This is a genomic window from Kitasatospora sp. NPDC001132, from assembly GCF_053598415.1.
Map to the genome: position 1 here is coordinate 1 of NZ_JBSFKF010000003.1, position 24,635 is coordinate 24,635.

The 24,635-nt window shown below is 74.2% G+C and carries 24 protein-coding genes and 1 riboswitch; of the genes, 10 read left to right on the forward strand and 14 right to left on the reverse strand.

Annotation, left to right across the window (positions count from 1 at the left end; translation table 11 throughout):
• Positions 1–124: 124 nt before the first annotated feature.
• The 3 genes from ACWDBE_RS04400 to ACWDBE_RS04410 form a co-directional block, all read right to left on the reverse strand.
• The gene (locus tag ACWDBE_RS04400) at positions 125–514 is read right to left on the reverse strand and encodes a DUF3040 domain-containing protein (RefSeq protein WP_074000911.1); all 390 of its coding nucleotides are present in this window, start codon (positions 512–514) and stop codon (positions 125–127) included.
• Positions 515–993: 479 nt separating this feature from the next.
• On the reverse strand, positions 994–1,746 hold the full coding sequence (locus ACWDBE_RS04405; RefSeq protein WP_392922450.1) for a methyltransferase domain-containing protein: 753 nt from the start codon (positions 1,744–1,746) through the stop codon (positions 994–996).
• Between the two features lie 157 nt (positions 1,747–1,903).
• Positions 1,904–2,485 (reverse strand): SAV_6107 family HEPN domain-containing protein, encoded by a 582-nt coding sequence (locus tag ACWDBE_RS04410; protein ID WP_449807186.1) that lies wholly within the window; start codon positions 2,483–2,485, stop codon positions 1,904–1,906.
• A gap of 615 nt (positions 2,486–3,100) precedes the next feature.
• Here ACWDBE_RS04410 and ACWDBE_RS04415 point away from each other — a divergent pair.
• Entirely contained in the window at positions 3,101–3,700 is a 600-nt protein-coding gene (locus tag ACWDBE_RS04415; RefSeq protein ID WP_449790712.1) for a DUF4126 domain-containing protein, read from the forward strand.
• A gap of 23 nt (positions 3,701–3,723) precedes the next feature.
• Positions 3,724–5,241 (forward strand): phytoene desaturase family protein, encoded by a 1,518-nt coding sequence (locus tag ACWDBE_RS04420; protein WP_449807187.1) that lies wholly within the window; start codon positions 3,724–3,726, stop codon positions 5,239–5,241.
• 16 nt (positions 5,242–5,257) lie between these two features.
• On the opposite strand, the gene ACWDBE_RS04425 is transcribed toward ACWDBE_RS04420, so the two are convergent.
• Together ACWDBE_RS04425 and metF are read right to left on the reverse strand one after the other, a co-directional pair.
• A complete protein-coding gene (locus ACWDBE_RS04425) occupies positions 5,258–6,148 on the reverse strand; it encodes a hypothetical protein (protein WP_449807188.1) in 891 nt (296 codons plus the stop codon).
• Between the two features lie 170 nt (positions 6,149–6,318).
• A complete protein-coding gene (gene metF / locus ACWDBE_RS04430) occupies positions 6,319–7,233 on the reverse strand; it encodes a methylenetetrahydrofolate reductase [NAD(P)H] (protein ID WP_449790715.1) in 915 nt (304 codons plus the stop codon).
• A gap of 197 nt (positions 7,234–7,430) precedes the next feature.
• On the opposite strand from metF, the gene ACWDBE_RS04435 reads away from it, so the two are divergent.
• The gene (locus ACWDBE_RS04435) at positions 7,431–8,585 is read left to right on the forward strand and encodes a polyprenyl synthetase family protein (RefSeq protein ID WP_449807189.1); all 1,155 of its coding nucleotides are present in this window, start codon (positions 7,431–7,433) and stop codon (positions 8,583–8,585) included.
• A 93-nt stretch (positions 8,586–8,678) separates the two neighbouring features.
• Here ACWDBE_RS04435 and thiE read toward each other — a convergent pair whose 3' ends face one another.
• The 3 genes from thiE to ACWDBE_RS04450 are packed head-to-tail and all read right to left on the reverse strand — an operon-like array spanning position 8,679 to position 10,939.
• Positions 8,679–9,326, reverse strand: a complete 648-nt coding sequence (gene thiE / locus ACWDBE_RS04440; protein WP_449807190.1) for a thiamine phosphate synthase — start codon at positions 9,324–9,326, stop codon at positions 8,679–8,681.
• A complete protein-coding gene (locus tag ACWDBE_RS04445) occupies positions 9,326–9,691 on the reverse strand; it encodes an Rv2175c family DNA-binding protein (RefSeq protein WP_449807191.1) in 366 nt (121 codons plus the stop codon). Before ACWDBE_RS04445 ends, thiE begins: the two co-directional genes overlap by 1 nt.
• Positions 9,692–9,733: 42 nt before the next feature.
• Positions 9,734–10,939 carry an NAD(P)/FAD-dependent oxidoreductase gene (locus ACWDBE_RS04450; RefSeq protein WP_449807192.1) on the reverse strand — a complete coding sequence of 402 codons (1,206 nt, stop codon included), beginning with the start codon at positions 10,937–10,939 and terminating at the stop codon, positions 9,734–9,736.
• Between the two features lie 161 nt (positions 10,940–11,100).
• Positions 11,101–11,213: riboswitch (TPP riboswitch) on the forward strand.
• Between ACWDBE_RS04450 and thiO the strand changes: the two genes are divergently transcribed.
• The 4 genes from thiO to pknB all read left to right on the forward strand — a co-directional run bounded on the left by thiO (position 11,208) and on the right by pknB (position 15,355).
• Complete coding sequence (gene thiO / locus ACWDBE_RS04455; RefSeq protein ID WP_449790720.1) at positions 11,208–12,392, forward strand: glycine oxidase ThiO; 1,185 nt, start codon at positions 11,208–11,210, stop codon at positions 12,390–12,392. Its footprint overlaps the riboswitch before it by 6 nt.
• Positions 12,389–12,643 carry a sulfur carrier protein ThiS gene (thiS, locus tag ACWDBE_RS04460; RefSeq protein WP_449790721.1) on the forward strand — a complete coding sequence of 85 codons (255 nt, stop codon included), beginning with the start codon at positions 12,389–12,391 and terminating at the stop codon, positions 12,641–12,643. Before thiO ends, thiS begins: the two co-directional genes overlap by 4 nt.
• A gap of 3 nt (positions 12,644–12,646) precedes the next feature.
• The gene (locus tag ACWDBE_RS04465; RefSeq protein WP_449790722.1) at positions 12,647–13,444 is read left to right on the forward strand and encodes a thiazole synthase; all 798 of its coding nucleotides are present in this window, start codon (positions 12,647–12,649) and stop codon (positions 13,442–13,444) included.
• Positions 13,445–13,573: 129 nt separating this feature from the next.
• Entirely contained in the window at positions 13,574–15,355 is a 1,782-nt protein-coding gene (gene pknB / locus ACWDBE_RS04470; protein ID WP_449807415.1) for a Stk1 family PASTA domain-containing Ser/Thr kinase, read from the forward strand.
• A gap of 19 nt (positions 15,356–15,374) precedes the next feature.
• Here the strand turns inward: pknB and ACWDBE_RS04475 are convergent, their stop codons facing one another.
• Entirely contained in the window at positions 15,375–16,004 is a 630-nt protein-coding gene (locus ACWDBE_RS04475) for a sulfite oxidase-like oxidoreductase (protein WP_449790723.1), read from the reverse strand.
• A 223-nt stretch (positions 16,005–16,227) separates the two neighbouring features.
• Here ACWDBE_RS04475 and bfr point away from each other — a divergent pair, with 223 nt between their 5' ends.
• Positions 16,228–16,707, forward strand: a complete 480-nt coding sequence (gene bfr, locus ACWDBE_RS04480) for a bacterioferritin (RefSeq protein ID WP_402405344.1) — start codon at positions 16,228–16,230, stop codon at positions 16,705–16,707.
• A 17-nt stretch (positions 16,708–16,724) separates the two neighbouring features.
• Here the strand turns inward: bfr and ACWDBE_RS04485 are convergent, their stop codons facing one another.
• The gene (locus ACWDBE_RS04485; protein WP_449790724.1) at positions 16,725–17,015 is read right to left on the reverse strand and encodes a (2Fe-2S)-binding protein; all 291 of its coding nucleotides are present in this window, start codon (positions 17,013–17,015) and stop codon (positions 16,725–16,727) included.
• A 160-nt stretch (positions 17,016–17,175) separates the two neighbouring features.
• Entirely contained in the window at positions 17,176–18,525 is a 1,350-nt protein-coding gene (locus ACWDBE_RS04490) for a class II 3-deoxy-7-phosphoheptulonate synthase (protein WP_449790725.1), read from the reverse strand.
• A gap of 302 nt (positions 18,526–18,827) precedes the next feature.
• Here ACWDBE_RS04490 and ACWDBE_RS04495 point away from each other — a divergent pair, with 302 nt between their 5' ends.
• On the forward strand, positions 18,828–20,765 hold the full coding sequence (locus tag ACWDBE_RS04495) for an anthranilate synthase family protein (RefSeq protein ID WP_449790726.1): 1,938 nt from the start codon (positions 18,828–18,830) through the stop codon (positions 20,763–20,765).
• A 75-nt stretch (positions 20,766–20,840) separates the two neighbouring features.
• On the opposite strand, the gene ACWDBE_RS04500 is transcribed toward ACWDBE_RS04495, so the two are convergent.
• The 3 genes from ACWDBE_RS04500 to ACWDBE_RS04510 all read right to left on the reverse strand — a co-directional run bounded on the left by ACWDBE_RS04500 (position 20,841) and on the right by ACWDBE_RS04510 (position 23,636).
• Positions 20,841–21,536 carry a response regulator gene (locus ACWDBE_RS04500; protein WP_392869375.1) on the reverse strand — a complete coding sequence of 232 codons (696 nt, stop codon included), beginning with the start codon at positions 21,534–21,536 and terminating at the stop codon, positions 20,841–20,843.
• The gene (gene macS, locus ACWDBE_RS04505) at positions 21,533–22,759 is read right to left on the reverse strand and encodes a MacS family sensor histidine kinase (protein WP_449790727.1); all 1,227 of its coding nucleotides are present in this window, start codon (positions 22,757–22,759) and stop codon (positions 21,533–21,535) included. The genes ACWDBE_RS04500 and macS overlap by 4 nt, the downstream gene beginning before the upstream one ends.
• A 64-nt stretch (positions 22,760–22,823) precedes the next feature.
• On the reverse strand, positions 22,824–23,636 hold the full coding sequence (locus ACWDBE_RS04510) for a lysophospholipid acyltransferase family protein (protein ID WP_449807193.1): 813 nt from the start codon (positions 23,634–23,636) through the stop codon (positions 22,824–22,826).
• A 199-nt stretch (positions 23,637–23,835) separates the two neighbouring features.
• Between ACWDBE_RS04510 and ACWDBE_RS04515 the strand changes: the two genes are divergently transcribed.
• Complete coding sequence (locus ACWDBE_RS04515; RefSeq protein WP_449790729.1) at positions 23,836–24,630, forward strand: alpha/beta hydrolase; 795 nt, start codon at positions 23,836–23,838, stop codon at positions 24,628–24,630.
• Positions 24,631–24,635 lie beyond the last annotated feature (5 nt).

Genomic DNA, 24,635 nt, shown 5'->3' on the forward strand with positions numbered 1-24,635 from the left:
AAACACACTCTTCCCCCCCCCGCCGCTCTTCCGAGGGGGGCCGGGGCGGGGGGTCGGGCCCCCACGGGGGGGCGGGCAGTCGATCGACTGCCCGCCCCGGCTTCACAGGTATCGGCCCGGCGGCTCAGAAGCCCCCGGTCTGCTCGTCCCGGCGACGCTGCCAGCGCTGCTCCACCCGGTCCATCATCCCGGCCTTGCGGCGCGGGGCGGCGGCCGGGCGGGCCCCGGCCCCCTGGCCGGCGGGCCCACGGCGCCAGCCGGTCACGGCGAACACCGCACACCCGAGCATCACCAGGAAGCCCACGACGCTGACCCAGATCTGGTCCGGCACGACCATGCCGCCCATCAGCAGGCCGATGCCCACCACGAAGCCGGCGACGGCCAGGTAGACCCGCCGACGGGTGTAGGTGCGCAGCCCGGTTCCCTCAAGCGCAGACGCGAATTTGGGATCTTCGGCATACAGCGCTCGCTCCATCTGGTCGAGCAGTCGCTGCTCGTGCTCCGAGAGCGGCACGGAGTCCTCCTACTCGTCGGTCGCGGGTGCGACCGGTCCGCCCACCCCGGTCGGGGAGGCAAGTCCAATCAGCCTTGGGGCACACGGTCGGACGCCCGTGCGGGGGACCCGGCCCGTGTCGTCCATATGCCCCACGCGTCCGGCTGTCATGCTTTCCGGCTTTACCCAGATCATACGGTCCGTGGGCCCGTTACGGAGTGGTCGGCGCCGCGTGGGACGGGCCACTTCGTGCGGGGACGGCCGCACCGGTGTCAACGCACCACGCCCCGGACAAGTGCCCGATCGGATGGAATCGTCCCGGACCTGGGCAGGTTCGCCACCGGGCGCCGTGGCAGGGCCGGAGCCGGGCGGCGCGGGACGGGAACACGGCCGGGAGAGCCGGCGGCTTCAAGATCCTGAACCGCCGCCGTACGGCGTGCGAAAAAGCCGTACGGCGGCGGGAGGGTCGGTGAAGGGGCGCGCGGGCCCGGAGGGGCGCCTCAGCCCAGGGTGGCCAGCAGGTGCAGCTGGGTCGCCACGGCGTGGAAGGCGGGCTGCGCGGCGGCGGCCTCCTCCAGCTTCAGCAGCGCGTCCAGCGCGCCCGGCTCGGTGTCCACCAGCACGCCGGGGACGAGGTCGGAGAAGACCCGTACGCCGTGCACCGACTCCACCCGCAGGCCCGCGGCCTCGGCCAGCCGGCCCAGCTCCTCGCCGGTGAAGCGGCGCGGCATCGGGTCCTGCTCGCCCCAGCGGCCGTCGGCGGCGGTGAGCACGGTGCGGGCCTCGTTGAAGTGGCCGGCCAGGGCGCGGGCCAGCACGGCGCCGTTGCGGTTGGCCGCCAGCAGGCTGACCACGCCGCCCTCGCGCAGGGTGCCCGCCAGGCTGCCGAGCGCCTCGGCCGGGTCGTCCACCATCTCCAGCACGCCGTGGCAGAGCACCGCGTCGACGCTGCCGGCGGCGACCAGCTCGGGCAGGGTCTGGGTGTCGCCCTGGACGGCCCGCACCAGGTCCGTCACACCGGCCTCGGCGGCCCGGCGCTCCAGGGCGAACAGGGCGTCCGGGCTCGGGTCGACCACGGTGACCCGATGGCCGAGCTTGGCGACCGGCACGGCGAAGTTCCCGGTGCCGCCGCCGGTGTCGACCACGTCGAGCACCGGCTGGTCCAGCTCGGCCGACCGCTTCTCCAGGGCCGCCCGGACCACCTCCCACACCACGGCGGTACGCAGGGCGCTGCGGGGACGCGTCGGGTACAAGGTGGGGCTCCTTGGCACGTGCAGTTCGATCAGGATGCCTCCACCTTAGAGCCTGTCCCTCGGATCCTTGCCGGGCCCACGGCGCTCCCCCGCCTCCGCCTTGCGATGCACGCACCCCGACGCCGCGGCCTGGTCCGACGAAATCCAGGAGACAGGCCTAAACCGGCCCGGCGGGGACCACGCCCACGCCCGGCGGCTCGCCGCCGTCCGGCGGCAGCCGGGGCGGGGGCGGGACGGCGTGCAGGCCGAGCAGGCGCTCGACCAGGCGCAGGAACAGGGCGGAGTTGCGGATCAGGTCGTCGGCGTCGCGGGCCGAGGCGGCGCCCCTGATCCCGGCCTCGGCGGCGGCCCGGCGGCGGGCACCCGCACCGTAGTAGAGCGCCCACTCGGCGAGCTCGGGGGCCACCTCGGGCAGCACCTCCCACGCGCTGCGGATGGCCTTGCGGCGGCGCGGGCTCTTCTCCGGGCGCCCGCGCACCGCCAGGACGGCGGCCACCGTGCGCAGCGCGGCCAGGTGGGCGGTGGCGTAGCGCTCCAGCGGATCCTCCAGGGCGCGGGCCCGGGCGAGGGTGCGGTGGGCGTCGGCGAGCAGGTCGAGGGCGGCCGGCGGCGCGGAGACCCGGCGCAGCACGGGATGGACGTCCGCTGTGGCGGGGCGTCCGGCGGACGGACCCGGGAAGAGCGGCAGGGCGGCGGAGTGGAGGCGGGCGGTGACGGGCTCAGGACGGCTGATGGTCATGGTCTCCCCCGTTCCGAGGCAGCGCGCGGACCGGGTGGCCCGTGCGTCTCCATCGTGGACGGCGGCACTGACAATCCGGGCCCCCGGTGAGCCGGAAGCGGGCAAGGGTGGCCGGAAAGGCTCCGGAAACGGCGTAAGGCGGCGGGCGCGGTCCTCCCCCGGTTCCGCGCCGCCGCCATGCCGTCGCTCCGCCGATCCCACGGTCGGCGGTGCGACTCCCCCGTACGGCCGGTCTCCCCCCGGCCCGCTCCGCCGCCCCGTGTCGGCGGTGCGAGGACCGTGACCAGCCCCGTGGCGGTCCGTCCGCCGCCTCCCCCTGGCGTTTCGCTTCCGGGGGACGGACGGATCCGCCGCCCGGGTGGGCCCGGCGCCCGACGCGCCGCCCTCCCGGGTGCCTCCACTCTCCCGTCTGCGCAGGTCGGCGGCCATCCGCTGAGGTACTCAACCGTGGATCTGAGTATCCGTACTCAGTCCGCCCCGGCCCGCCGGCCGCCGGAACCGGGAGGTGCGCCCACCGCGTCCCGGCTGCCGGTACGGTACGGCGGAGCCGGGCACGGACCGACCCCGCCGGACGACGAGACGACGAGGGGACGCGATGACGAGGAGGGGGACGAGATGACGGTCCTGCCGCTGATCTTCACCAGCGGACTGGCCAGCGGCGTCAACGCCTACGCGGTGGTGCTGCTGCTCGGCCTGCTGGGCAGGTTCGCCGACGCGGACTCGGTGCCGCGGGCGCTGGAGCGCACGGACGTGCTGGTCGTGGCCGGCGTGCTGTTCGCACTGGAGGCGGTGGCCGACAAGATCCCGTACCTGGACAGCGTCTGGGACGCCGTGCACACGGTGATCCGGCCGGTCGCCGGCGCCACCGTCGGCGTGCTGATCGCGAGCAACGACCCCGGCTCGCTGAGCGAGGTCGCGGCCGGCGCGATGGGCGGCACCTCGGCGCTGGTCAGCCACCTGGTGAAGGCCTCGCTGCGGATGGCCGTCAACACCTCCCCCGAGCCGGCCAGCAACATCGTGGTCAGCCTGGCGGAGGACCTCTCGGTGGCCGGCCTGATCACCCTGGCGATCTTCCACCCCTGGCTGGCCGCCACCGCGGCCGCCGTGGTCCTGGCCGTCGGGCTGCTGCTGGTCCGGCTGGCGGTCAGCAGGATCCGGGCCTTCCGGGCCCGCCGCCGCGAGCGCCGGGCCGCCCGGGCGGCGGGGGTCGCGTAAGGGCCGTCCTAGGATCTGGTGCCATGGCACGGATCGTCATCATCGGCGCAGGAATGAGCGGGCTCGCGGCGGCCTCACGGCTGGCGACCATCGGCCACCGGGTGACGGTCTGCGAGGCGGGCGGCACCCACGGGGGCATGGTCGGGCGGTACGAGCGCGAGGGCTTCGCCTTCGACACCGGGCCCGGGCTGCTCGCCCTCCCCGCGGTCTACCGCGACCTGGCGCTGAAGACCGGCAGGGAGCCGCTGGAGCAGCTGGTCGAGCTGGCCCCGGTCGACCCGGAGAGCCGGCACCTGTTCGCCGACGGCACCGTCGTCACCCTGCCGAACGCCTCCCGCGGCGGTGTCAGCCAGGCCCTGGACGCCGCCTTCGGCGCGGGCTCCGGCGCCCGCTGGAGCGCGGTGATGAACCACGGCCGGACGGTCTGGGAGGCCACCCGCCGCCCGCTGCTGGAGGAGCCGCTGCCGGCCGAGCGCGGCGTGCTGTCCGCGGCCGACCGGGCCCTGCTGGGCACCGACCCGTACCCCGTCCCGCCGCGCACCGGCCTGGCCCGGCTGCGCCGCGCGCAGCCGTGGTCCCTGGAGCACGTGGCCGCGCGCGAGCTCGGCGGCCACCCCGGCCTGACCGCCCTGCTGTTCGAGTCGGCCGTCCGGTACGGCTTCAACCCGGCCGAGGCGCCCGCCGGGGCCACCGTGCTGCCGTACATGGAGCAGTCCTTCGGCGTCTGGTACGTCCGGGGCGGCCTGCGGGCGCTCGCGGACGCGGTGTTCCGCCGCTGCGAGCTGCGCAAGGTCGAGTTCCGCTTCGACACCCCGGTCACCCGGGTGGTCGTCGAGGGCGGCCGGGCGCGCGGGGTCGAGACGGCGGGCGGCCGGATCGACGCGGACCTGGTGGTCTCCGCGATGGACACCGCCGCCCTCCACCGCCACGGCCTCTCCGAGTGGCCGGGGGTGCCGGCCGAGGACTGGGAGCCGCAGGAGGTGCCCGGCCGGTTCAGCGTGCTGCTCGCACTGCGCGGGCCCCGGCCGGAGGGCACGGCGCACCGCACGGTGGTGCACGCGGCCGATCCGGCTGCCGAGGCGAACGCCCTCACCCTCTCCGTCCCGCCGTGCGAGCGCCCCACCGTCCAGGTGCTGCGCCCGGACGACCCGGCGCTGCGGCCCGACGACGACCACGAGAGCGTGGTGCTGACCGCGACCGTCCCCGCCCAGGGCGAGTTCGACTGGACGGCGCCGGGCGTCGCCGACCGCTACGCCGACCGCCTGCTCGCCCATGTGGACGCGGCCGGCCTGGGCCTGCGCGAGCGGGTGCTGTGGCGGGTCGTCCGCACCCCGGAGGACACCCGCAGGGAGACCGGAGCCCTCGGCGGCGCGGTCGCCCGCCCGGCCCTGGCCGGCTCCGGGGGCTCCTGGCTGAAGGCCGCCAACGAGTCCCCCGTCCCCGGGCTCTACCTGGTCGGCGGCAACGCCCACCCCGGCGGCGGCCTCGCCCGGGTCGGCATGTCGGCCTGCATCACCGCCGGGCTGATCGGCCCGGCCTAGGGCCGTCGGACCGGGGTCAGCCCTGGTGCCAGGTGTGCTGCTGCTGGTAGCCGTGGTTCTGGTCGTACGTCGGCTGCTGCGGGATGCCCTGGACGTTCGGGTCGGGCTGGGGCTGCCACTGCTGCTGGGGCTGGGCGTTCTGGTCCCAGGCCTGCTGGTGCTGCGGCTGCTGGTGCTGCGGCTGCTGGTAGCCCGCGTAGGGGTCCTGCTGCGGGTAACCGCCGTACGGGTCCTGCTGTTGCTGGGGGTAGCCGCCGTAGGACTGCTGGTCGTAGGACGACTGCTCGTACGGCTGCTGCTCGTAGTCGAAGGCGGGCTGCTGCTGGGTCTGCCACTGCTGCTGGTCGTAGCCGGCCTGGTAGGCGCCGGCGTACGGGTCCTGGGGCTGGTGCTGGACCTGCGGCTGCTGCTCGTAGTACGCGGAGGCGTAGACGCCGTCCTGGGCGAGTTCCTGCATCTCGAAGGCGGCGGTCTGCTCGACCTCCGGCACCTCGTCGGGCACCGGCAGGGGCTCCGGGGTCTCCTCGACGGCGCTGACCTCGCCGACCCGCTTCCGGGTGGCCGCGGCGGCCGCCACCGCGGCGGTGCCGCCGGTGAGGGCGCCGAGCAGCGGCACCTTGGCGAGCGGTCCGGGCAGGCTGCCGTCGGGCTTCCGCAGGGACCAGCCGGTCTGGTAGCCGCGCCTGACCGAGAGGGTGACGAAGGTCTGGCCGACCGCGAACAGCGCGGCGCCGGCGCCGATCACCACGACCGAGCCGAGGACCATCCCGACGGCCACGCCCAGGAAGCCGGCCAGGGCCAGGACCCGCCAGTGCACCGGGGCCCGGTTCTGCAGCAGCACCTCCGCGACCAGCCAGAGCGCCACCACCGCCAACGCGGCGTACAGCAGCAGGTATCCGATGCCCATCCGCCCGCTACCTCCAGTCGCGTGCCCGCGCGTGTGCGCCGCGCGTGTGCGGCGACTGTACCGGTTCAACGGCCGGGGTACCGCATCGCGTTCCCCGGGCCCCGGACACCGGCCGCACACGACCGGGCCCGCCACCCCCGGTACGGTGACGGGCGCGTGAACACCCGGCGTCAGCGCCGGTGCAGCCCCAGGTTCTGGTAGATCTCCAGCGTCGCCGTCGAGTGGTTCAGCGTGATGAAGTGCAGACCGGGCGCGCCCTCGGCGAGGAGGCGCTCGGCCATCGCCGTGGCGTGCTCCATGCCGACGGCCCGCAGGGCCTCCGGGTCGTCGATGGCCGCCCGCAGCCGGGCCTCCAGGTCGGCCGGGAAGGCCGAGCCGCTGAGCTGCGGGAAGCGCTCCAGCTGTTTGGCGTTGGTGACCGGCATGATCTCCGGGATGATCGGCGCCTCGCAGCCGGCGGCCGCCACCCGGTCGCGCAGCCGCAGGTAGTCGTCCACCTCGAAGAACATCTGGGTGATCGCGTAGTCGGCCCCGGAGCGGATCTTCGCGACGAAGTGCCGGATGTCCTCGTCCCAGTCGGTGGAGCGCGGGTGCATGTTCGGCGAGGCCGCGACGCCGACGCAGAAGTCGCCGATGCCCTTGATCAGCTCCACCAGCTCGTACGCGTAGGTGACGCCGTCGGGGTGCCTGACCCACTCGCCCATCGGGTCGCCGGGCGGGTCGCCCCGGACCGCGAGGACGTTGCGCACGCCCTGGTCGGCGTACTGGCCGATGATGTTGCGCAGCTCGGCGATCGAGTGGTCCACCGCGGTGAGGTGGGCGACCGGGGTCAGGGTGGTCTCGGTGGCGATCCGGCCGACCATGTTGACGGTGCGCTCGCGCGAGGAGCCGCCGGCGCCGTACGTCATGCAGACGAAGTTGGGGTCGAGGGGCTCGAGCCGGCGGATGGCGTCCCAGAGCTTCTGCTCGCCGACCTCGGTGCGCGGCGGCATGAACTCGAAGGAGAAGGAGCGCTTGCCGGCCGCCAGGAGTTCGCGCACGGTCAGTGCGCGATCCGTTCTCGTGGAAGCGATGCCGAGTGCCATGCTGGCAGGCTATCCGGCGGTCGGAGGGGCCGGACATCGGATTCCATCTATTGAGACAACTGATGGACGGCGCTCCGGTTCACCCCGGTAGGGCTCCGCGGCGCCTCCCGCGCGCCCCCGGCGGGGCCGCTCGCACGCCCGTTCCCGGCCGCCCCGCTACGCTTGCTGCACCCCCAGAGAACCAGCGGAGCCCCATCGTGACCTCGTCCAGCACCCGGCCGGCCAACCCCGGTTCGGCCATCAGTGCGGCCAGCAGTGCGGCCAATCCCATTGACGTGGAGGACGTCCGCACCCGCGTCAACGCGGCGCTCGCCGCGTTCATGGACGGCCAGTCCGTGCTGCTCGACAAGATCTCGCCCCGGCTGGCCCCCGCCGCCGACGCGCTGCGCGACTTCCTGCTGGACGGCGGGAAGCGGCTGCGCCCGGCGTTCTGCTACTGGGGCTGGCGCGGCGCCGGTGGCCCGGCCGGGGGCGCCACCGGCGAGGCGATCGCCAACGCGGCCGCCGCCCTGGAGCTGCTCCAGGCGAGCGCCCTGGTCCACGACGACCTGATGGACCGCAGCGACACCCGCCGCGGCCTGCCCTCGGTCCACCGCCGCTTCGAGGCGCTGCACCGCGACAACGGCTGGCGCGGTGACCGCGAGCAGTACGGCACCTCGGCCGCGGTGCTGCTCGGCGATCTGCTGCTGATCTGGTGCGACGAGCTCTTCCTGCGCTCCGGCCTGGAGCCCGCCGCCGTCCTGGCCGCCAAGCCGGTGTTCGACCTGATGCGCACCGAGGTCATGCTCGGCCAGTACCTGGACGTGCTGGAGCCGGTGGCCGGCGACTCGACCGACGAGGGCGCGCTGGACCGCGCGCAGACCGTGCTGCACTACAAGTCCGCGAAGTACACCATCGAGCGGCCGCTCCAGGTGGGAGCGCTGCTGGCCGGCGCCGGCCCCGAGCTGGTCGAGGCGTACGGGGCGTTCGGGCTGCCGCTGGGCGAGGCCTTCCAGCTGCGCGACGACCTGCTCGGCGTCTTCGGGGACCCCGCCGTCACCGGCAAGCCGGCCGGGGACGACCTGCGCGAGGGCAAGCGCACCCTGCTGGTCGCCCACGCGATGCGGGGCCTGTCGGCCGCCGACGCCCGACACCTGGACGGGCGGCTCGGCGCACCGGACCTGGCCGCCCCCGAGGTCGCCGAACTGCGCGCGCTGGTCGCCCGCAGCGGCGCGCCGGAGGTGGTGGAACGCCGGATCGAGGAGCTGATGCGGCAGTCGCTGGCCGCGCTGGAGGCGGCGCCGCTCGCCGACGGGCGGGCCCGTGCGGTGCTGCTGGCACTGGCCGAGGCCGCCACCGTCCGCAAGTACTGACGGACGGCGACGGCCTCGGGCGGGTTCTCTACCGGTTCGGGCCGGGGCCCCACGGATCCGGGCGGATCCGGCGGGTTCCGCGGACCCGGGCGGTCAGAGCGCGGCGCGCACCCGGCGGGACAGCTCGGCGGCGGCCGCCCCCGGGTCCGCCGCGGCGGTGATCGCCCGCACCACGACGATCCGGCGGGCGCCGGCGGCCAGCACCTCGTCCAGGTTGCCGAGGTCGATCCCGCCGATCGCGAACCACGGCCGGTCGGTGGCCTGCTTCGCCGCGTACGAGACCAGGCCGAGGCCCGGGGCCGGGCGGCCCGGCTTGGTCGGGGTCGGCCAGACCGGGCCGGTGCAGAAGTAGTCCACGCCGGGCTCGGCGATCGCCGCGTCCACCTCGGACTCGGCGTGGCAGGAGCGGCCGATCAGCACGTCCTCGCCGAGGATCGCCCGGGCGGCCGGTACCGGTAGGTCGTCCTGGCCGAGGTGCAGCACGTCCGGTCGGGCCGCGTGGGCGACGTCGGCGCGGTCGTTGACGGCCAGCAGCCTGCCGTGCCGTCGGCAGGCGTCGGCGAAGACCTCCAGGGCCGCCAGCTCCTGCCGGGCCTCCAGGCCCTTGTCGCGCAGCTGGACGACGTCCACCCCGCCCGCCAGCGCCGCGTCCAGGAACTCGGCGAGGTCGCCCTGCTCCCGACGGGCGTCGGTGCACAGGTACAGCCGGGCGTCGGCGAGGGCGGCGCGGGGGTCTGTCATCACAGCGCCATGGCCTGGGCGCGGCGCTTGACCTCCGTCGCCCGGTTCTCCCACAGCGCCTGCACCGGGGTGCCGGGCAGCGACTCGTCCTCGGAGAACATCCACTCGATGATCTCCTCGTCGGAGAAGCCGCTGTCCCGCAGCACGGTCAGCAGGCCGACCAGGTGCTTGACCGGGCCGGTCTCGTCGATGAAGGCCGCCGGGACCTGCAGGGACTTGTTGGGACCGCGGCGGACCGCGATCAGGTCACCCTTCTTGACCATGTTGCGGACCTCGGTGACCAGCACACCCCACCGCTCGGAGATGTCGGGCAGGTACAGCCACTGGGGGACCAGGGCGTCAGTCTTGGCATCGATCTCACTCACGGCACCAGACTGCCACCTCGACGGCCCGCCGCGCACCCGGCCCTACGCCACGGCCGCCTTCAGCGGCACCGCGGGGTCGGCCGCGCGGACCGGATCCAGCGCCGTGCCGCGCTCGATCAGCCTGCGCCCCTGGGTGAGGTCGCGCGGCCGGTCCACGGCCAGCAGCGCGCTCGGCACGCCGTCGCGCAGCCAGAGCACCGACCACTCGCCGTCCTGCGGACCGCCGCGCCAGAGCGGCACGTCGCCCTCGGCGTGCCGGCCGGCGTACTGGACCATCCGCCCGAACTGCTCGGACCAGAAGTACGGCACCGGGTCGTAGTCCGGCGCGTCCGCGCCCAGGACGGCGGCGGCCACCGCCTCACCGGACTGCAGGGCGTGGTCCCAGTGCTGGACGGCCAGCCGGGCGTCGGCCCGGGCCGACGGGTAGCTGACGCAGTCGCCCGCCGCGAAGACGCCGGGCACCGAGGTGCGCAGCCGCCCGTCCACGACGACGGCGCCGGTCGCGTCCAGCTCGACCCCGGTGCCGGCCAGCCAGCCGGTCGCGGGGCGGGCCCCGATGCCGACCACCACCTCGTCGGCGGGCAGGTGCGAGCCGTCCGCCAGCAGCACCGCGCCGGGCTCCACGGCGGCCACGCCGACGCCGCAGCGCAGCTCGATCCCGGCCGCGGCGTACCAGGCGGCCATCGCCGAGCCGATCTCCGTCGGCAGCGCGCCGGGCAGCGGCGCCGGACCGGCCTCGACCACCGTCACCTCGCAGCCGGCCGCGCGGGCCGCGGTGGACACCTCGGCGCCGATCCAGCCCGCGCCGACCAGCACCAGCCGCAGCCCGGGGCGCAGCAGCGCACGCAGCGCCAGGGCGTCGTCCAGGGTGTGCAGCAGGTGCGCCCGCTCGGCGCCGGGCAGGGCGCGCGGCACGGCGCCGGTGGCGATCACCAGCGAGCCGTACGGGAGGTCGCCGCCGTCGGTGTGCAGCACGCCGGGGGTGAGGCCGGTGGCGCGGCGGCCGGTGAGCAGCTCGATGTCGAGCTGCCCGTAGTCGATGTCCAGGGCGGTGGAGTCGGCCTTGCCGAGCAGCACGTCCTTGGAGAGCGGCGGCCGGTCGTACGGCGCGTGCGGCTCCTCGCCGACCAGCACGATCCGCCCCTGCCAACCGCCCTGCCGCAGCTTGAGGGCGCACTGCGCCCCGGCCAGCCCGGCTCCGACGACGACCACCTGATCCGTTCCGCTCAGCTCTGCCACGCCGGTCACTGTACTCAGCGGCCGACCGGCGGCCGCGGGGCCGGGGGTGGGCCGGGGGTGCGGGCGGTCCCTCCCCGGTTCGGGCCTCCGGCCGGGCGGGTCCCACCTCCCGCGCCGCTGTCCACCCCGCGTACGGGCCTTCGGCCGGGCCGACCCCCGGCGTTAAGGTGGGGGCACCACACGGGAGCCCGGCGGACCGGGCTGAGAGGCGGGCTGACACGGCCTGCGACCGTCCGAACCTGATCCGGGTCATACCGGCGAAGGGAGAAGAGCAGCTTTGTCACGCTTGCCATCGCCCGCCCACGCCGACGTGCTGGTGATCGGCGGGGGCGTCATCGGCCTCGCCATCGCCTGGCGCGCCGCCCAGCGCGGCCTGCGGAACGTGACCGTGGTCGACCCCTCCCCCGGCGGCGGCGCGGCCCGGGTCGCGGCCGGCATGCTCGCCCCGGTCACCGAGCTGCAGTACGGCGAGGAGCCGCTGTTGCGCCTCGGCATGGCCTCGAACGAGCGGTACGCGGACTTCGCCGCCGAGCTCACCGAGGCCGGCGGCGGCCGGGACACCGGCTACCGCCGCTGCGGCACGCTCGCCGTCGCGCTGGACTCCGACGACCGCGCGGAACTGCGCGAACTGCACGCCTTCCACCAGCGCCTCGGCCTGGACTCCGGCTGGCTGACCGGCCGGGAGGCCCGCAAGCTGGAGCCGATGCTCGCCCCCGGGGTGCGCGGCGGCCTGCACGTGGCCGAGGACCACCAGGTGGACGGCCGCCGGCTGCTGGACGCCCTGGTCTTCGCCTGCGAGGGCGCCGGGGTCCTGTTCCACCGGGCCGAAGCCGTCGAGCTGCTGGTCGGGAACGGCCGGGCGACCGGCGCCCGCCTGAGCACCGGGGAGACGGTGGGCGCCGAACAGGTCGTGCTCGCCGCCGGCCCGCACAGCCACCGGCTGCCCGGCCTGCCCGAGGGGGTGCTGCCCGCGATCCGCCCGGTGAAGGGGCAGGTGCTGCGGCTGCGCGTCCCTGACGCCTACCGTCCGTTCCTGTCCCGCAACGTCCGTGCCGTCGTCCGCGGCCGGCACGTGTACCTGGTGCCGCGCGAGAACGGCGAGCTGGTGGTCGGCGCGACCACCGAGGAGCAGGGCTACGACACCACCGTCACCGCCGGCGGGGTGTACGAACTCCTGCGCGACGCCCACGAGTTGGTCCCGGGCATCACCGAACTCCCGCTGCTGGAGACCTCGGCCGGGCTGCGCCCGGGATCACCGGACAACGCCCCGCTGCTGGGCCCGACCTCGCTGCCCGGGCTGGTCGCCGCCACCGGCCACCACCGCAACGGCGTGCTGCTCACCCCGGTGACCGCCGACCTGGTCTCCGAGTACCTGGCCACCGGCGAAGTCCCCGAGCTCGCAAGGCCGTTCACGCCCCTGCGCTTCTCCCCCGACCGCTCCACGACGAAGGCCTCCGCATGACCGAGACCACCCGGAACGGGACCCCGCAGAACGGGACCGCCCCGACCGAGATCACCCTGACCGTCAACGGCGAGCCCCGCCGGCTGTCCGCCGGGACCACCCTCGCCGAGGTGGTGGCCTCCGTCAGCGCCGCCAACACCGGCGTCGCCGCCGCGCTCAACGAGGCCGTGGTGCCGCGCGGTTCGTGGCCCGCGACGGCGCTGGACACCGGCGACCGGATCGAGATCCTCACCGCCGTCCAGGGAGGCTGAACCATGGCCGACGACCTTCTCACCATCGCCGGGACGTCCTTCTCCTCCCGGCTGATCATGGGCACCGGCGGCGCCCCCAGCCTGGAGGTCCTGGAGCGCGCGCTGCTCGCCTCCGGCACCGAGCTGACCACCGTCGCGATGCGCCGGGTCGACGCCGGCACCCAGGGCTCCGTACTGGACGTGCTGACCCGCAACGGCGTCCGGGTGCTGCCCAACACAGCCGGCTGCTTCACCGCCGGCGAGGCCGTGCTGACCGCGCGACTGGCCCGCGAGGCGCTCGGCACCGACTGGGTCAAGCTGGAGGTGATCGCCGACGAGCGCACCCTGCTGCCCGACCCGATCGAGCTGCTGGACGCCGCCGAGACGCTCGTCGACGACGGCTTCACCGTCCTGCCGTACACCAATGACGACCCGGTGCTGGCGCGCAAGCTGGAGGACGTCGGCTGCGCGGCCATCATGCCGCTGGGCTCGCCGATCGGCTCGGGCCTGGGCATCCGCAACCCGCACAACTTCCAGCTGATCGTGGAGGGCGCCGGCGTCCCGGTGATCCTGGACGCGGGCGCCGGCACCGCCTCCGACGTGGCACTGGCGATGGAGCTGGGCTGCGCCGCGGTGATGCTCGCCTCCGCGGTGACCAGGGCTCAGGACCCGGTGCTGATGGCCGAGGCGATGCGGCACGCCGCCGAGGCGGGCCGGCTCGCCCACCGGGCCGGCCGCATCCCGCGCCGCTTCCACGCCGAGGCCTCCTCCGCGATGGCCGGCCGGGCCGACCTGGACACCCGCGAGCGCCCCGCGTTCTGAGCGCCCGGCACGCCCACGGCACCGGCCCCCGCGGCGCGAAGCCGTGTCACAAGCAGGGCACAGCCGGGCCCGGAGGCGGTGTCCTCCGGGCCCGGCTCCGCCCGGCGGCACTAGACTCACCGGGTGGACATGGCACTGCACGACCCCCTGATCGGCAGCCTGCTCGACAACCGGTACCGGGTCGAGCAGCGCATCGCGACCGGCGGGATGTCCACCGTCTACCGGGGCACCGACACCCGCCTGGACCGGGTGGTCGCGCTCAAGGTGATGCACCCCTCGCTGGCCGGGGACGAGGGCTTCACCGCCCGCTTCATCCGCGAGGCCAAGGCGGTCGCCAAGCTCACCCACCCCAACGTGGTCAACGTCTTCGACCAGGGCGCGGACGGCGGCCACGTCTTCCTCGCCATGGAGTACGTGCCCGGCCGCACCCTGCGCGACCTGCTGCGCGACCGCGGCGCGCTGTCCGTCCGGGCCGCGCTGGACGTGCTGGAGCCGGTGCTGGCCGCACTCGGCGCTGCCCACAGGGCCGGGCTGGTCCACCGCGACGTCAAGCCCGAGAACGTGCTGATCACCGAGGGCGGCCTGGTCAAGGTCGCCGACTTCGGTCTGGTCCGGGTGCTCGGCACCGCCGACGGCGCGCCCACCTCGACCACCACCGCCACCGGCGGCACCGTCCTGGGCACCGTCTCCTACCTGGCTCCCGAGCAGATCCTCCCGGACACCCCCACCGACCAGCGGGTGGACGTCTACGCGGCCGGCATCCTGCTGTACGAGATGCTCACCGGCCACCGCCCGCACACCGGCGACAACCCCGTCCAGGTCATGTACAAGCACCTGCACGAGGACGTCCCGGCCCCGTCGCTGGTCGCCCCCGCCGTGGGCCCCGAGCTGGACGCGATCGTGGCCGGCGCCTGCGCCCGGTCCGCCGACGCCCGTCCGTACGACGCGGTCGAGCTGCTCGCCGCCGTCCAGCGGGTCCGCCGCACCCTCACCCCGGCCGAGCTGGACGCCGAGCCGCCGGCCTCCACCCGGCCCAGCCCGCGCTACCCGACCAACGAGCCGACCTCGGTGATCCAGCCGCTGCCGCGGCCCGCCGACGAGCCGCCGACGGAGCGCACCAGCGTGCTGGACATGCCGCCGGAGCTGATGGACGAGTTGCTCGCCGAGCCGCGCCCGTACGACGAGCCGACCCCGGTGCACCGGCGCCGGCCGGGGCGGCCGCGCCGCCGTCTGCCCCGCGGGCCGCTGATCTGGACGGCCGCGGCGGTCGCCCTGGCACTGGCGATCGGCGGCGCCACCTACGGGATCTCCGAGGGGCTGTACGGTTCGGTGCCGGGCGTGCTCGGCAAGGACCGGGCCGAGGCGCAGCGGGTCCTGGACAGGGAGGGCCTGCACGGGAAGTTCGTCGAGGTGTTCAGCGAGTCCGTCCCGTCCGGGCAGGTGATCTCCACCGACCCCGGGGTGGGCGCGCGCACCCGCAAGAGCGACAGCGTCACCGTCACCCTGTCCAAGGGCCCCAAGCGGATCGCGGTGCCGGACCTCGCCGGGAGGAGCGCCGCCGACGCCGCCTCGACGCTGACCGGCGCCCAGCTGACCAGGGGCACCGTGACCGAGACCTACGACGACACGGTGCCCGAGGGCTCGGTGATCAGCAGCTCGCCGGCGGCCGGGCAGCTGCTGCAGGAGAACTCCGCGGTCTCGCTGGTGGTCAGCAAGGGCATGGTGCCGGTCCCGAACGTCACCGGGATGAGCAAGGACGAGGCGCAGAAGGCGCTCCAGGCGGCGGGCTTCAGCATGCAGACCAGCGGCTGGGACGTGTTCGGCGCGGTCACGTCGTCCGGCCAGAGCCCGGCCGCGGGCGAGCGGCGCCCGCAGCGCAGCACGGTGACGGTCAAGTTCTCGCTGTTCTGAGTCCGAGAGCCGGACGGGGTCAGCGCAGCGGCCCGTCGCCGGGCTCCTCCTGGTAGGAGTAGCGCTGCTCCCGCCAGGGGTCGGCGAGGTTGTGGTAGCCGCGCTCCTCCCAGAAGCCGCGCCGGTCGGCCCGCATGTACTCCACCGCGCGCACCCACTTGGGGCCCTTCCAGGCGTACAGCCGGGGCACCACCAGCCGGACCGGGAAGCCGTGTTCGGCGGTGAGCGCCTCGCCGTTGCGGTGGGTGGCGAGCAGGGTGTCCGGGTCCGCGAAGTCGGCCAGCCGCAGGTTGGCGCTGTAGCCGTACTCGGCCCAGACCATGACGTGGGTGACGCCGGGAGCGGGCGGCACCAGGTCGAGCACGGCGGCGGCCGACACGCCCGTCCACTCGTTGCCGAGCACCGAGAACCTGGTCACGCAGTGCAGGTCCCCGACGACGGTGGTGCGCGGCAGGGCGTTGAAGGCGTCGAAGTCCCAGCTGTGCTTCTCCGCCGAGGCGGTGGCTCCGAACACCTGGAGGTCCCAGGTCAGCGGCTTGAAGCGGGGCACCGGCCCGTAGTGCAGGGCGGGCCAGCCGCGCTGCGCGCGCTGTCCCGGGGGGAGCCTCGGGTCAGACGGCGGAAGCGGTTCGTGTTTCGACTGACCCATGGATCCATGGTGACAGACGGCGGACAGGCCTCGGCGCACGCCCCTTCGCGCTGATTCGCGCCCCCGACCGTACGGACCGGCGGTCGCCCGCCCACCAGCACGTTTCGGCATGAATCGGATATTCCGACACATGTCCTAGTGAGTGTGAACTTACTGGAATTTCCTCCCAAAGCGGTGCCAGGATGCGCAGCACACCGGCAGCACGAGCGCAGGAGGCATCACCATGCAGGGCGATCCCGAGGTCATCGAGTTCCTCAACGAGCAGCTCACCGCCGAGCTGACCGCGATCAACCAGTACTTCCTGCACGCCAAGATGCAGGAGAACTTCGGCTGGACGAAGCTCGCCAAGTACACCCGGCACGAGTCCTTCGACGAGATGAAGCACGCCGAGACGCTCACCGACCGGATCCTGTTCCTGGAGGGGCTGCCCAACTACCAGCGACTGTTCCACGTCCGGATCGGCCAGACGGTCAAGGAGATGTTCGAGGCGGACCGCCAGGTCGAGGTCGAGGCGATCGACCGGCTCAAGCGCGGGATCGTGGTGATGCGGGCCAAGAACGACGTCACCTCGGCGAACATCTTCGAGGACATCCTGGCCGACGAGGAGCACCACATCGACTACCTCGACACCCAGCTGGAGCTGCTGGAGAAGCTCGGCGAGGCGCTCTACATCGCCCAGGTCATCGAGCAGCCGGAGTCCTGAGGCGCACGACCCCGGGCTCAGGCCGCCCGCAGCGGGACCACCGGGGCGATCCCCGGGGCCGGCGCCGGCACGGTCGGCCCCGCCGCCGGGACCTCCGGGTCCGCGAGGCCGAGCTTCGCGGCCAGCCTGGCGGTCGGGCAGGGGCGGGCGCCGTGCTCGCCGAGCAGCGCCTGGATGCGGCGCACGCAGGACCCGCAGTCGGTGCCGGCCCGGCAGTCCTTCGCGATCTGGCGCGGGGTGCCGGCACCACCGTCGATCGCCTTCTTCACCTGGTCCTCGGTGACCGCATGGCACATGCACACGTACATCGCGGTGTCTCCCGGGGGTGAAGCGGAGTGGATCTTGACTAAGGTCTGCCTTAGTTCACTGAGGCTTACCTTACCTGGAGAAACCGGTACGAAAAAGCCCCTCCGGGCACGGGGACACCGATTCCGGAGGGGCCTTCGTCACATCGGACGGGCGCCGGGCCTACTGGCCGCGGTACATCTCCGCCACCAGGAACGCCAGATCCAGCGACTGGCTGCGGTTGAGGCGCGGGTCGCAGGCCGTCTCGTAGCGCTGGTGCAGGTCGTCCACCATGACCTCGTCGCCGCCGCCTACGCACTCGGTGACGTCGTCGCCGGTCAGCTCCACGTGGATGCCGCCCGGGTGGGTGCCGAGCGCCCGGTGCACCTCGAAGAAGCCCTTGACCTCGTCCAGGACGTCGTCGAAGCGGCGGGTCTTGTGCCCGCTGGAGGCCTCGAAGGTGTTGCCGTGCATCGGGTCGCAGATCCACACCGGCTTGGCGCCGGAGGCGGTGACCTTCTCCACCAGGGTGGGCAGGTGGTCGCGGATCTTGCCCGCACCCATCCGGGTGATGAAGGTCAGACGGCCGGGCTCGCGCTCCGGGTCCAGCTTCTCGATCAGGGCGAGCGCGTCGTCCACCGAGGTGGTCGGGCCGAGCTTGACGCCGATCGGGTTGCGGATCTTGGAGGCGAACTCGATGTGCGCGTGGTCCAGCTGCCGGGTGCGCTCGCCGATCCACACCATGTGGCCGGAGACGTCGTACAGCTCGCCGGTGCGCGAGTCCACGCGGGTCAGCGCGGTCTCGTAGTCGAGGACCAGCGCCTCGTGCGAGGAGAAGAACTCGACCGCCTTGAACTCCTCCGGCTCCACGCCACAGGCGCTCATGAACGCCAGGGCGTTGTCGATCTCCCGGGCGAGCTGCTCGTAGCGCTGGCCGGCCGGCGAGTTGCGGACGAAGTCCTGGTTCCAGGCGTGCACCTGGCGCAGGTCCGCGTAACCACCGGTGGTGAACGCGCGCACCAGGTTGAGCGTCGCGGCGGACGCGTTGTACATCCGCTTCAGGCGCTCCGGGTCCGGGATGCGGGACTCGGGGGTGAACTCGAAGCCGTTCACCGAGTCGCCGCGGTAGACCGGCAGGGTCACGCCGTCGCGGGTCTCGGTCGACTTGGAGCGCGGCTTGGAGTACTGGCCGGCGATGCGGCCGACCTTCACCACCGGCACCGAGGCCGCGTACGTCAGCACGGCGGCCATCTGCAGCAGGGTCTTCAGCTTGTTGCGGATGTGCTCCGCCGAGACACCGTCGAAGGCCTCGGCGCAGTCACCGCCCTGGAGGAGGAAGGCCTCCCCGCGCGCCACAGCTCCGAGCCGGGCGCGCAGCTGGTCGCACTCGCCGGCGAAGACGAGCGGCGGATACGAGGCGAGCTCGGCAAGGGTCTTGCGCAGAGCCTCTTGGTCCGGCCATTCAGGCTGCTGCGCCGCGGGCAGGGACTGCCAGGAGTGGGCAGTCCTCGGAGTGTCAGTCGTAGCGGTCACACCGCAAGGCTACGGGGTGACAGGAGTGACTTGTGACTATTGCCCGAAGGATGAGACACATCTCGGACAAACGCGTGATCCCCCTCACCCGTCCCGGCGTATCCGCTAGTCTCGAACCATGCACGCGCCCCACACCCACTCCTGGTGGTGGGCCTCCCCCAAGGGTGGCCCACAGACGACGCGTTCCTAGACGAACACGACGGCCGCCCCTCGGGGCGGCCGTCGGCGTCTGAGCAGACGGCCCTCCGGGAGCGGACCTTGCACCGCCTCTCAGCCAGTCCACCCGGAAGGATGCCGTTCCCGTGACCACCGCCGTCGATCTGCTCTCCCGCCTCACCGGCCCCGACGCCCCCGCGTTCGCCCTGCTGCACCGCCGCACCCCCCGGCTCAGCCCGGACACCGTCGAGGTGCTGGTCGGCACCGTCGACAGCTACGAGCGCCTCGCCGACCTGCCCGTACGCAGCGGCGCGCCGGCCGGCGGCGGCCCGGTGCACGACCTGCTCGCGCTCGTCCCGTACCGCCAGATCCGCGAGCGCGGCTTCGAGGCGCACGACGACGGCACCCCGCTGCAGGCCCTCTCGGTGACCGAGCAGCACACCCTCCCGTTGGCCGAATTCACCCACGCCCTACCGAACTTGCCGGTCTCACTTGCCGGTGGCGGGTTCGACGTGGACGACGACGCGTACGCGTCGATCGTCCGCCGGGTGATCCGCGACGAGATCGGCAACGGCGAGGGCGCCAACTTCGTGATCCGGCGCGACTTCCACGCGACGCTGGAGGACTTCGGGCCCGAACTCGCGCTGACGCTCTTCCGCCGGCTGCTGGAGCAGGAGCGCGGCGCGTACTGGACCTTCCTGGTGCACACCGGCGGACGGGTGCTGGTCGGCGCGTCCCCCGAGGTGCACGTCCGGCAGAGCGGCGGCACCGTCGTGATGAACCCGATCTCCGGCACCTACCGCTATCCCACCGGCGGCTCCGACCTCGACTCGCTGCTCCGCTTCCTGCACGACCCCAAGGAGCTGGAGGAGCTCACCATGGTCGTGGACGAGGAGCTCAAGATGATGTGCACGGTCGGCGATCTCGGCGGCCAGGTGCTCGGGCCCCGGCTCAAGGAGATGGCCCACCTCGCCCACACCGAGTACGAGCTGCGCGGGCGCACCTCGATGGACGTCCGCGAGGTGCTCCGCGAGACGATGTTCGCCGCGACCGTCACGGGCAGCCCGGTCGAGAACGCCACCCGCGTGATCAGGCGCTACGAGCCCACCGGGCGCGGCTACTACTCCGGCGCGCTCGCCCTGATCGGCCGCTCCGCCAGCGGCGGGCAGCTGCTGGACTCGCCGATCTGCATCCGCACCGCCGACATCGACCCGGCCACCGGCCGGCTGGTCGTCCGGGTCGGCGCCACCCTGGTCCGCCACTCCGTCCCGGAGTCCGAGGTCGCCGAGACCCACGCCAAGGCCGCCGGGGTGCTCACCGCGATCGGCGCCCGGCCCGCGCCCGCCCGGCTCCCCCACCCGGCCGGGCCCCGGCTCGCCGACGACCACCGGGTGCAGGCCGCCCTGGACGCCCGCCGGGCCGACCTCGCGCCGTTCTGGCTGCGGATGCAGCAGCCGGCCGAGGTCACCGAGGCCGAGCCGACCCTGGTCGTGGACGGCGAGGACACCTTCACCTCGATGCTCTCCCACCTGCTCGGCTCGCTCGGCCACCGGGTGACCGTGGCCCGGTACGACGAGCCGGGGCTGCGCGAGCGGGTCGCGGCGCACCGGGGCGCGCTGGTGCTCGGCCCCGGCCCGGGCGACCCGGCGCTCGCGGACGACCCCAAGATGGCGGTGCTGCGACCGATCGTCGCGGACGCGCTGGCCGCCGTCCGCTCCGGCGCCCGCACCGCGCCGCTGCTCGCGGTCTGCCTGAGCCACCAGCTGCTGGCCGCCGAGCTCGGGCTCGCGCTGGGCCGCAAGGCCGTCCCGTACCAGGGGGCGCAGGAGCGCATCGACCTGTTCGGCAGCAAGCGCACGGTCGGCTTCTACAACACCTTCACCGCGCGCTGCTCGGAGGCCGACGCGGCGCGGCTCGCCGCCGAGGGCGTCGAGGTCTCCCGGGACGCCCTCACCGGCGACGTGCACGCGCTGCGCGGGCACGGCTTCGCGGGGCTGCAGTTCCACCCGGAGTCGGTGCTCACCCGCGACGGCGTCGACATCGTGGCGGGCCTGCTGCGCGAGGCGACGGCCGCGCTGCGCTGAGCCGACGGGCCTGGCCGGGGGCGGATCCCCCGGTCACGCCCGGGCCAGGCGCCCCGGCCACCCTTCGGCCGGTCCTCAGATCTCGTCGTCCAGGCCCTGCTCGATGGCGTACCGGACCAGCTCCACCCGGTTGTGCAGCTGCAGCTTCCCGAGCGTGTTCTGCACGTGGTTCTGCACCGTCCGGTGCGACAGCACCAGCCGGTCGGCGATCTGCCTGTAGGACAGCCCCTTGGCCACCAGCCGCAGCACCTCCGTCTCCCGGGCGGTCAGCTGCGGGGCGGCCGGCGCCGAGGCCGGGGCCGGCTCGGCCGCCAGCCGGCGGAACTCGCCGAGCACCAGGCCGGCCAGGCCCGGGGTGAACACCGCGTCGCCGACGGCCGTACGGCGCACCGCGTCCAACAGCTCCTCCCGCCCGGCCGACTTCACCAGGTAGCCGGTCGCGCCGGACTTCACCGCCTCCAGCACGTCCTGGTGCTCGCCGCTCGCCGACAGCACCAGCACCCGGACCGCCGGGTCGTGCGCGACCACCTGGCGGCACACCTCGGCGCCGGGCAGGCCGGGCAGGTTGAGGTCCAGCACGACCACCTGCGGCGTGCAGGCGCGGGCCCGGCGGACGGCCTCCTCGCCGTCGCCCGCGGTGGCCACCACGTCCAGCCCGGCCTCGGCGAGGTCGCGCGAGACGGCGTCCCGCCACATCGGGTGGTCGTCCACCACCATCACCCGCACCGGCCGGTCGGCGGTCGGCTGATCGGTCATCGGCTGGTCGGTCATTGAATGGCCTTCCTCGGGACGCGCAGTTCGACCTCGACGCCCTCCCCGGGCGCCGAGTACAGCTCGGCCGTGCCGCCGAGGTCCAGCAGCCGGCCGCGGATGGACTGGGAGACGCCGAGCCGGCCGGCCCGCTCCGCCTCGCCGAGCCGCCCGGGGGCGTATCCGGGGCCGTCGTCCCGGATGCCGACCGTGACGGCCTCCGGCTCGTCCTCGACCAGGATCCAGGCCCGCGCCCGCTCCCCCGCGTGCTTGCGCACGTTGTCGACGGCGGCGCCGACCGCCGCCGCGAGCTCGCCCGCCGCCCGGCCGGGCAGCAGCACCGGGGTGCCGGGGGCGGAGAGGGTGATCCGCTCGTCCGCGTACGGGCGCAGCAGCGCGGTGAGGTCGCACGGCGCGTCCGGGTCCGCCGGCCCGGCGGCGTCGGCCAGCGGCGAGCGCTGGGCCGGCAGCGGACCGCCCGTCATCAGGGCCCGCAGCGCGCGCTCCTGTTCGCCCGCCAGCCGGCCGAGCTCGGCGAGGCCCGAGCCGGGGCCCGGTCCGCCGCCCGGCTCCGTGGCGCGGCGCTGGACCAGGGCGAGCACCTGGAGCACGCCGTCGTGGATGTCCCGGGAGAGCCGCTCGCGCTCCCGGGTGGCCGCCTCGACCTGGAGCGCCCGGGTGAGGGTGGCCTCGCTGGCCCGGGCCAGCTCGATCACGTAGCCGATCGCGCAGCCGGCCACCATCAGCAGCACGATGTTGTGGATGTTGTCGCCGGTCGGACCGCCGTGGCCGAGGATGTTGGCGACGCCGATCACCGAGCCCGAGGCCGCCGCCGGGCGCCAGCCGCCCTTGGCGGCGAAGCCGAGCACCGTGCCGGCCGCCCAGATGGTCGGCAGGGTGGGCGCGCCGTGGCTGATCCTGGCCGGGGAGTCGGTCATCCCGCTCATCACGATGCCGGTGACGGCGAGGGTGAGGTCGGTGCCCAGGACGTACCAGGTGCAGCGCTGCGGGTTGCCGAAGGCCCGGGTGCTGGCCAGGGTCCACAGGGTCAGCGCGCCGAGGAATATCCAGCCGGCCACCGGGTGCAGGAAGTGCAGGTACGAGTTGAAGTACCGCAGCAGCGCGTAGCACAGGGCCAGCACCCGGAAGTAGGAGATCGCCCGCCACAGCGGGAGCTCGACGGACATCCCGCCGGCCGCCACCGTGCCGCCGACCGCGCCGGCTCTGCCGCCGTCGTCCGTCATCCGTCCCCGCCCCTCCCCTGGGCCCGTCCGGGTGGCCGCGCGGCCACCCGGGCGCCTGCTCCGGTTACTGCGGCTTCTCCGAGCTGCCCGCCTCGGCGGCCTTCTCGGCCTTCTCCGCCTTCTCGGCCTCGGCGGCCTCCGCCTTCTCCGCCTTGGCGGCGGCCCGGCGCTCGGCGTCGGCCTTCTTCTTCTCCTCGGAGATCTGCCGCTTGGCGGCGGTCGCGTAGATGTCCACATACTCCTGGCCGGACAGCCGCATGATCTCGTACATCACCTCGTCCGTCACCGAACGGAGGATGAAGCGGTCGTTCTCCATGCCGTGGTAGCGGGAGAAGTCCAGCGGGCGGCCGATCCGGATGCCGGGACGGATACCGAAGTTGGGAACGACCTGGCCGGGCGGCTGCACCTTCTCGGTGTCGATCATGGCGACCGGGATCACCGGGGCGCCGGTGGCCAGCGCGACGCGGGCCAGACCGCCGACCTTGCCGCGGTACAGCTTGCCGTCGGGCGAACGGGTGCCCTCCGGGTAGACGCCGAACAGCTCGCCGCGGTCCAGCACGGCGATGGCGCTGCGGATCGCGGCCTCACCGGCGCCGCGCACGCCCGAGCGGTCCACCGGCAGCTGGCCGACGCCCTTGAAGAACGCGGCGGTCAGCCGGCCCTTGAGGCCCGGGGTGTTGAAGTACTCGGCCTTCGCGATGAAGGTGACCCGACGCCTGATCAGCGCGGGGAAGAAGAACGAGTCCGAGAAGGACAGGTGGTTGCTCGCGATGATCGCCGCACCCTCGGCGGGGATGTTCTCCTCGCCCTCGATCCAGGGCCGGAAGAAGATCCGAAGCAATGGCGCGACGATCATCTTCATCAGTCGGTAGAACAACCCGGGCCTCCTGTTATGCGGACCGGTCGATCCTAATGCCCCGCGGCCGTCCGCCGCGCCCGGCCCCGCCGGGGGCCGGTGCCCGGGCCCGCCCGTAGGGGGTGTACGACCCGGCGCGGCGCGTGGGACGATGCGGGTCCGCAGCACCTCCCCTCCAGCGTCCCTCCCCCAGCGCCACCCGCCCGCGAAGGAGTCCGCCATGCCGTTGCTGCCCGGTGCCGAGCCGTTCCGCCACCGTGGCGGACCGGTGGGAGTACTGCTCTGCCACGGCTTCACCGGGTCACCGCAGTCGCTGCGGCCGTGGGCCGAGGACCTGGCGGCGGCCGGCCACACGGTCTCGCTGCCGCTGCTGCCCGGGCACGGGACCCGCTGGCAGGACATGCAGGTCACCCGCTGGGAGGACTGGTACGCGGAGGTCGAGCGCGAGCTGCTGGCGCTCGCCGAGGAGTGCGAGCAGGTCTTCGTCTGCGCGCTGTCGATGGGCGGCGGGCTGGCGCTGCGGCTCGCGGCGCTGCACGGGCCGACCGTCTCCGGCCTGGTGCTGGTCAACCCGTCGGTGCGCTCGGACACCCCCGCGAGTGTGCTGCTGCCGGTGCTGCGCCACCTGGTCCCCAGCCTGCGCGGGGTCGCGGGCGACATCGCCCGGGCGGGCGCGGCCGAGGTCGGCTACGACCGCACCCCGCTGCACGCCGCCTGGTCGCTGAGCCGGCTGTGGCGGGAGGTCCAGGGGCTGCTGCCGGAGGTGACCCAGCCGGTGCTGCTCTTCCACAGCCCGCAGGACCACGTCGTCTCGCCGGCCAACTCCGAACTGGTGCTGGCCCGGATATCCTCGACGGACGTGGCGGAGCGGCTGTGCCAACGCAGCTTCCACGTCGCGACGCTGGACCACGACGCGGCGGAAATATTCGCGGCCAGCCAGGACTTCATCCGACGGCTGGCTCCCGCGCACGCGGCGGGCGTCATCCGGGTTGAATCCGACGACCACCATGGCTGAAGGGC

What these genes read in the sequence shown, in the direction of transcription:
- ACWDBE_RS04410 (WP_449807186.1), bottom strand. Translation starts at nt 2,485, where the DNA reads ATGACCATCAGCCGTCCTGAGCCCGTCACCGCCCGCCTCCACTCCGCC.
- ACWDBE_RS04415 (WP_449790712.1), top strand. Translation starts at nt 3,101, where the DNA reads ATGACGGTCCTGCCGCTGATCTTCACCAGCGGACTGGCCAGCGGCGTC.
- ACWDBE_RS04420 (WP_449807187.1), top strand. Translation starts at nt 3,724, where the DNA reads ATGGCACGGATCGTCATCATCGGCGCAGGAATGAGCGGGCTCGCGGCG.
- ACWDBE_RS04425 (WP_449807188.1), bottom strand. Translation starts at nt 6,148, where the DNA reads ATGGGCATCGGATACCTGCTGCTGTACGCCGCGTTGGCGGTGGTGGCG.
- metF (WP_449790715.1), bottom strand. Translation starts at nt 7,233, where the DNA reads ATGGCACTCGGCATCGCTTCCACGAGAACGGATCGCGCACTGACCGTG.
- thiE (WP_449807190.1), bottom strand. Translation starts at nt 9,326, where the DNA reads ATGACAGACCCCCGCGCCGCCCTCGCCGACGCCCGGCTGTACCTGTGC.
- thiS (WP_449790721.1), top strand. Translation starts at nt 12,389, where the DNA reads ATGACCGAGACCACCCGGAACGGGACCCCGCAGAACGGGACCGCCCCG.
- ACWDBE_RS04465 (WP_449790722.1), top strand. Translation starts at nt 12,647, where the DNA reads ATGGCCGACGACCTTCTCACCATCGCCGGGACGTCCTTCTCCTCCCGG.
- pknB (WP_449807415.1), top strand. Translation starts at nt 13,574, where the DNA reads ATGGCACTGCACGACCCCCTGATCGGCAGCCTGCTCGACAACCGGTAC.
- ACWDBE_RS04475 (WP_449790723.1), bottom strand. Translation starts at nt 16,004, where the DNA reads ATGGGTCAGTCGAAACACGAACCGCTTCCGCCGTCTGACCCGAGGCTC.
- bfr (WP_402405344.1), top strand. Translation starts at nt 16,228, where the DNA reads ATGCAGGGCGATCCCGAGGTCATCGAGTTCCTCAACGAGCAGCTCACC.
- ACWDBE_RS04485 (WP_449790724.1), bottom strand. Translation starts at nt 17,015, where the DNA reads ATGTACGTGTGCATGTGCCATGCGGTCACCGAGGACCAGGTGAAGAAG.
- ACWDBE_RS04500 (WP_392869375.1), bottom strand. Translation starts at nt 21,536, where the DNA reads ATGACCGACCAGCCGATGACCGATCAGCCGACCGCCGACCGGCCGGTG.
- macS (WP_449790727.1), bottom strand. Translation starts at nt 22,759, where the DNA reads ATGACGGACGACGGCGGCAGAGCCGGCGCGGTCGGCGGCACGGTGGCG.
- ACWDBE_RS04515 (WP_449790729.1), top strand. Translation starts at nt 23,836, where the DNA reads ATGCCGTTGCTGCCCGGTGCCGAGCCGTTCCGCCACCGTGGCGGACCG.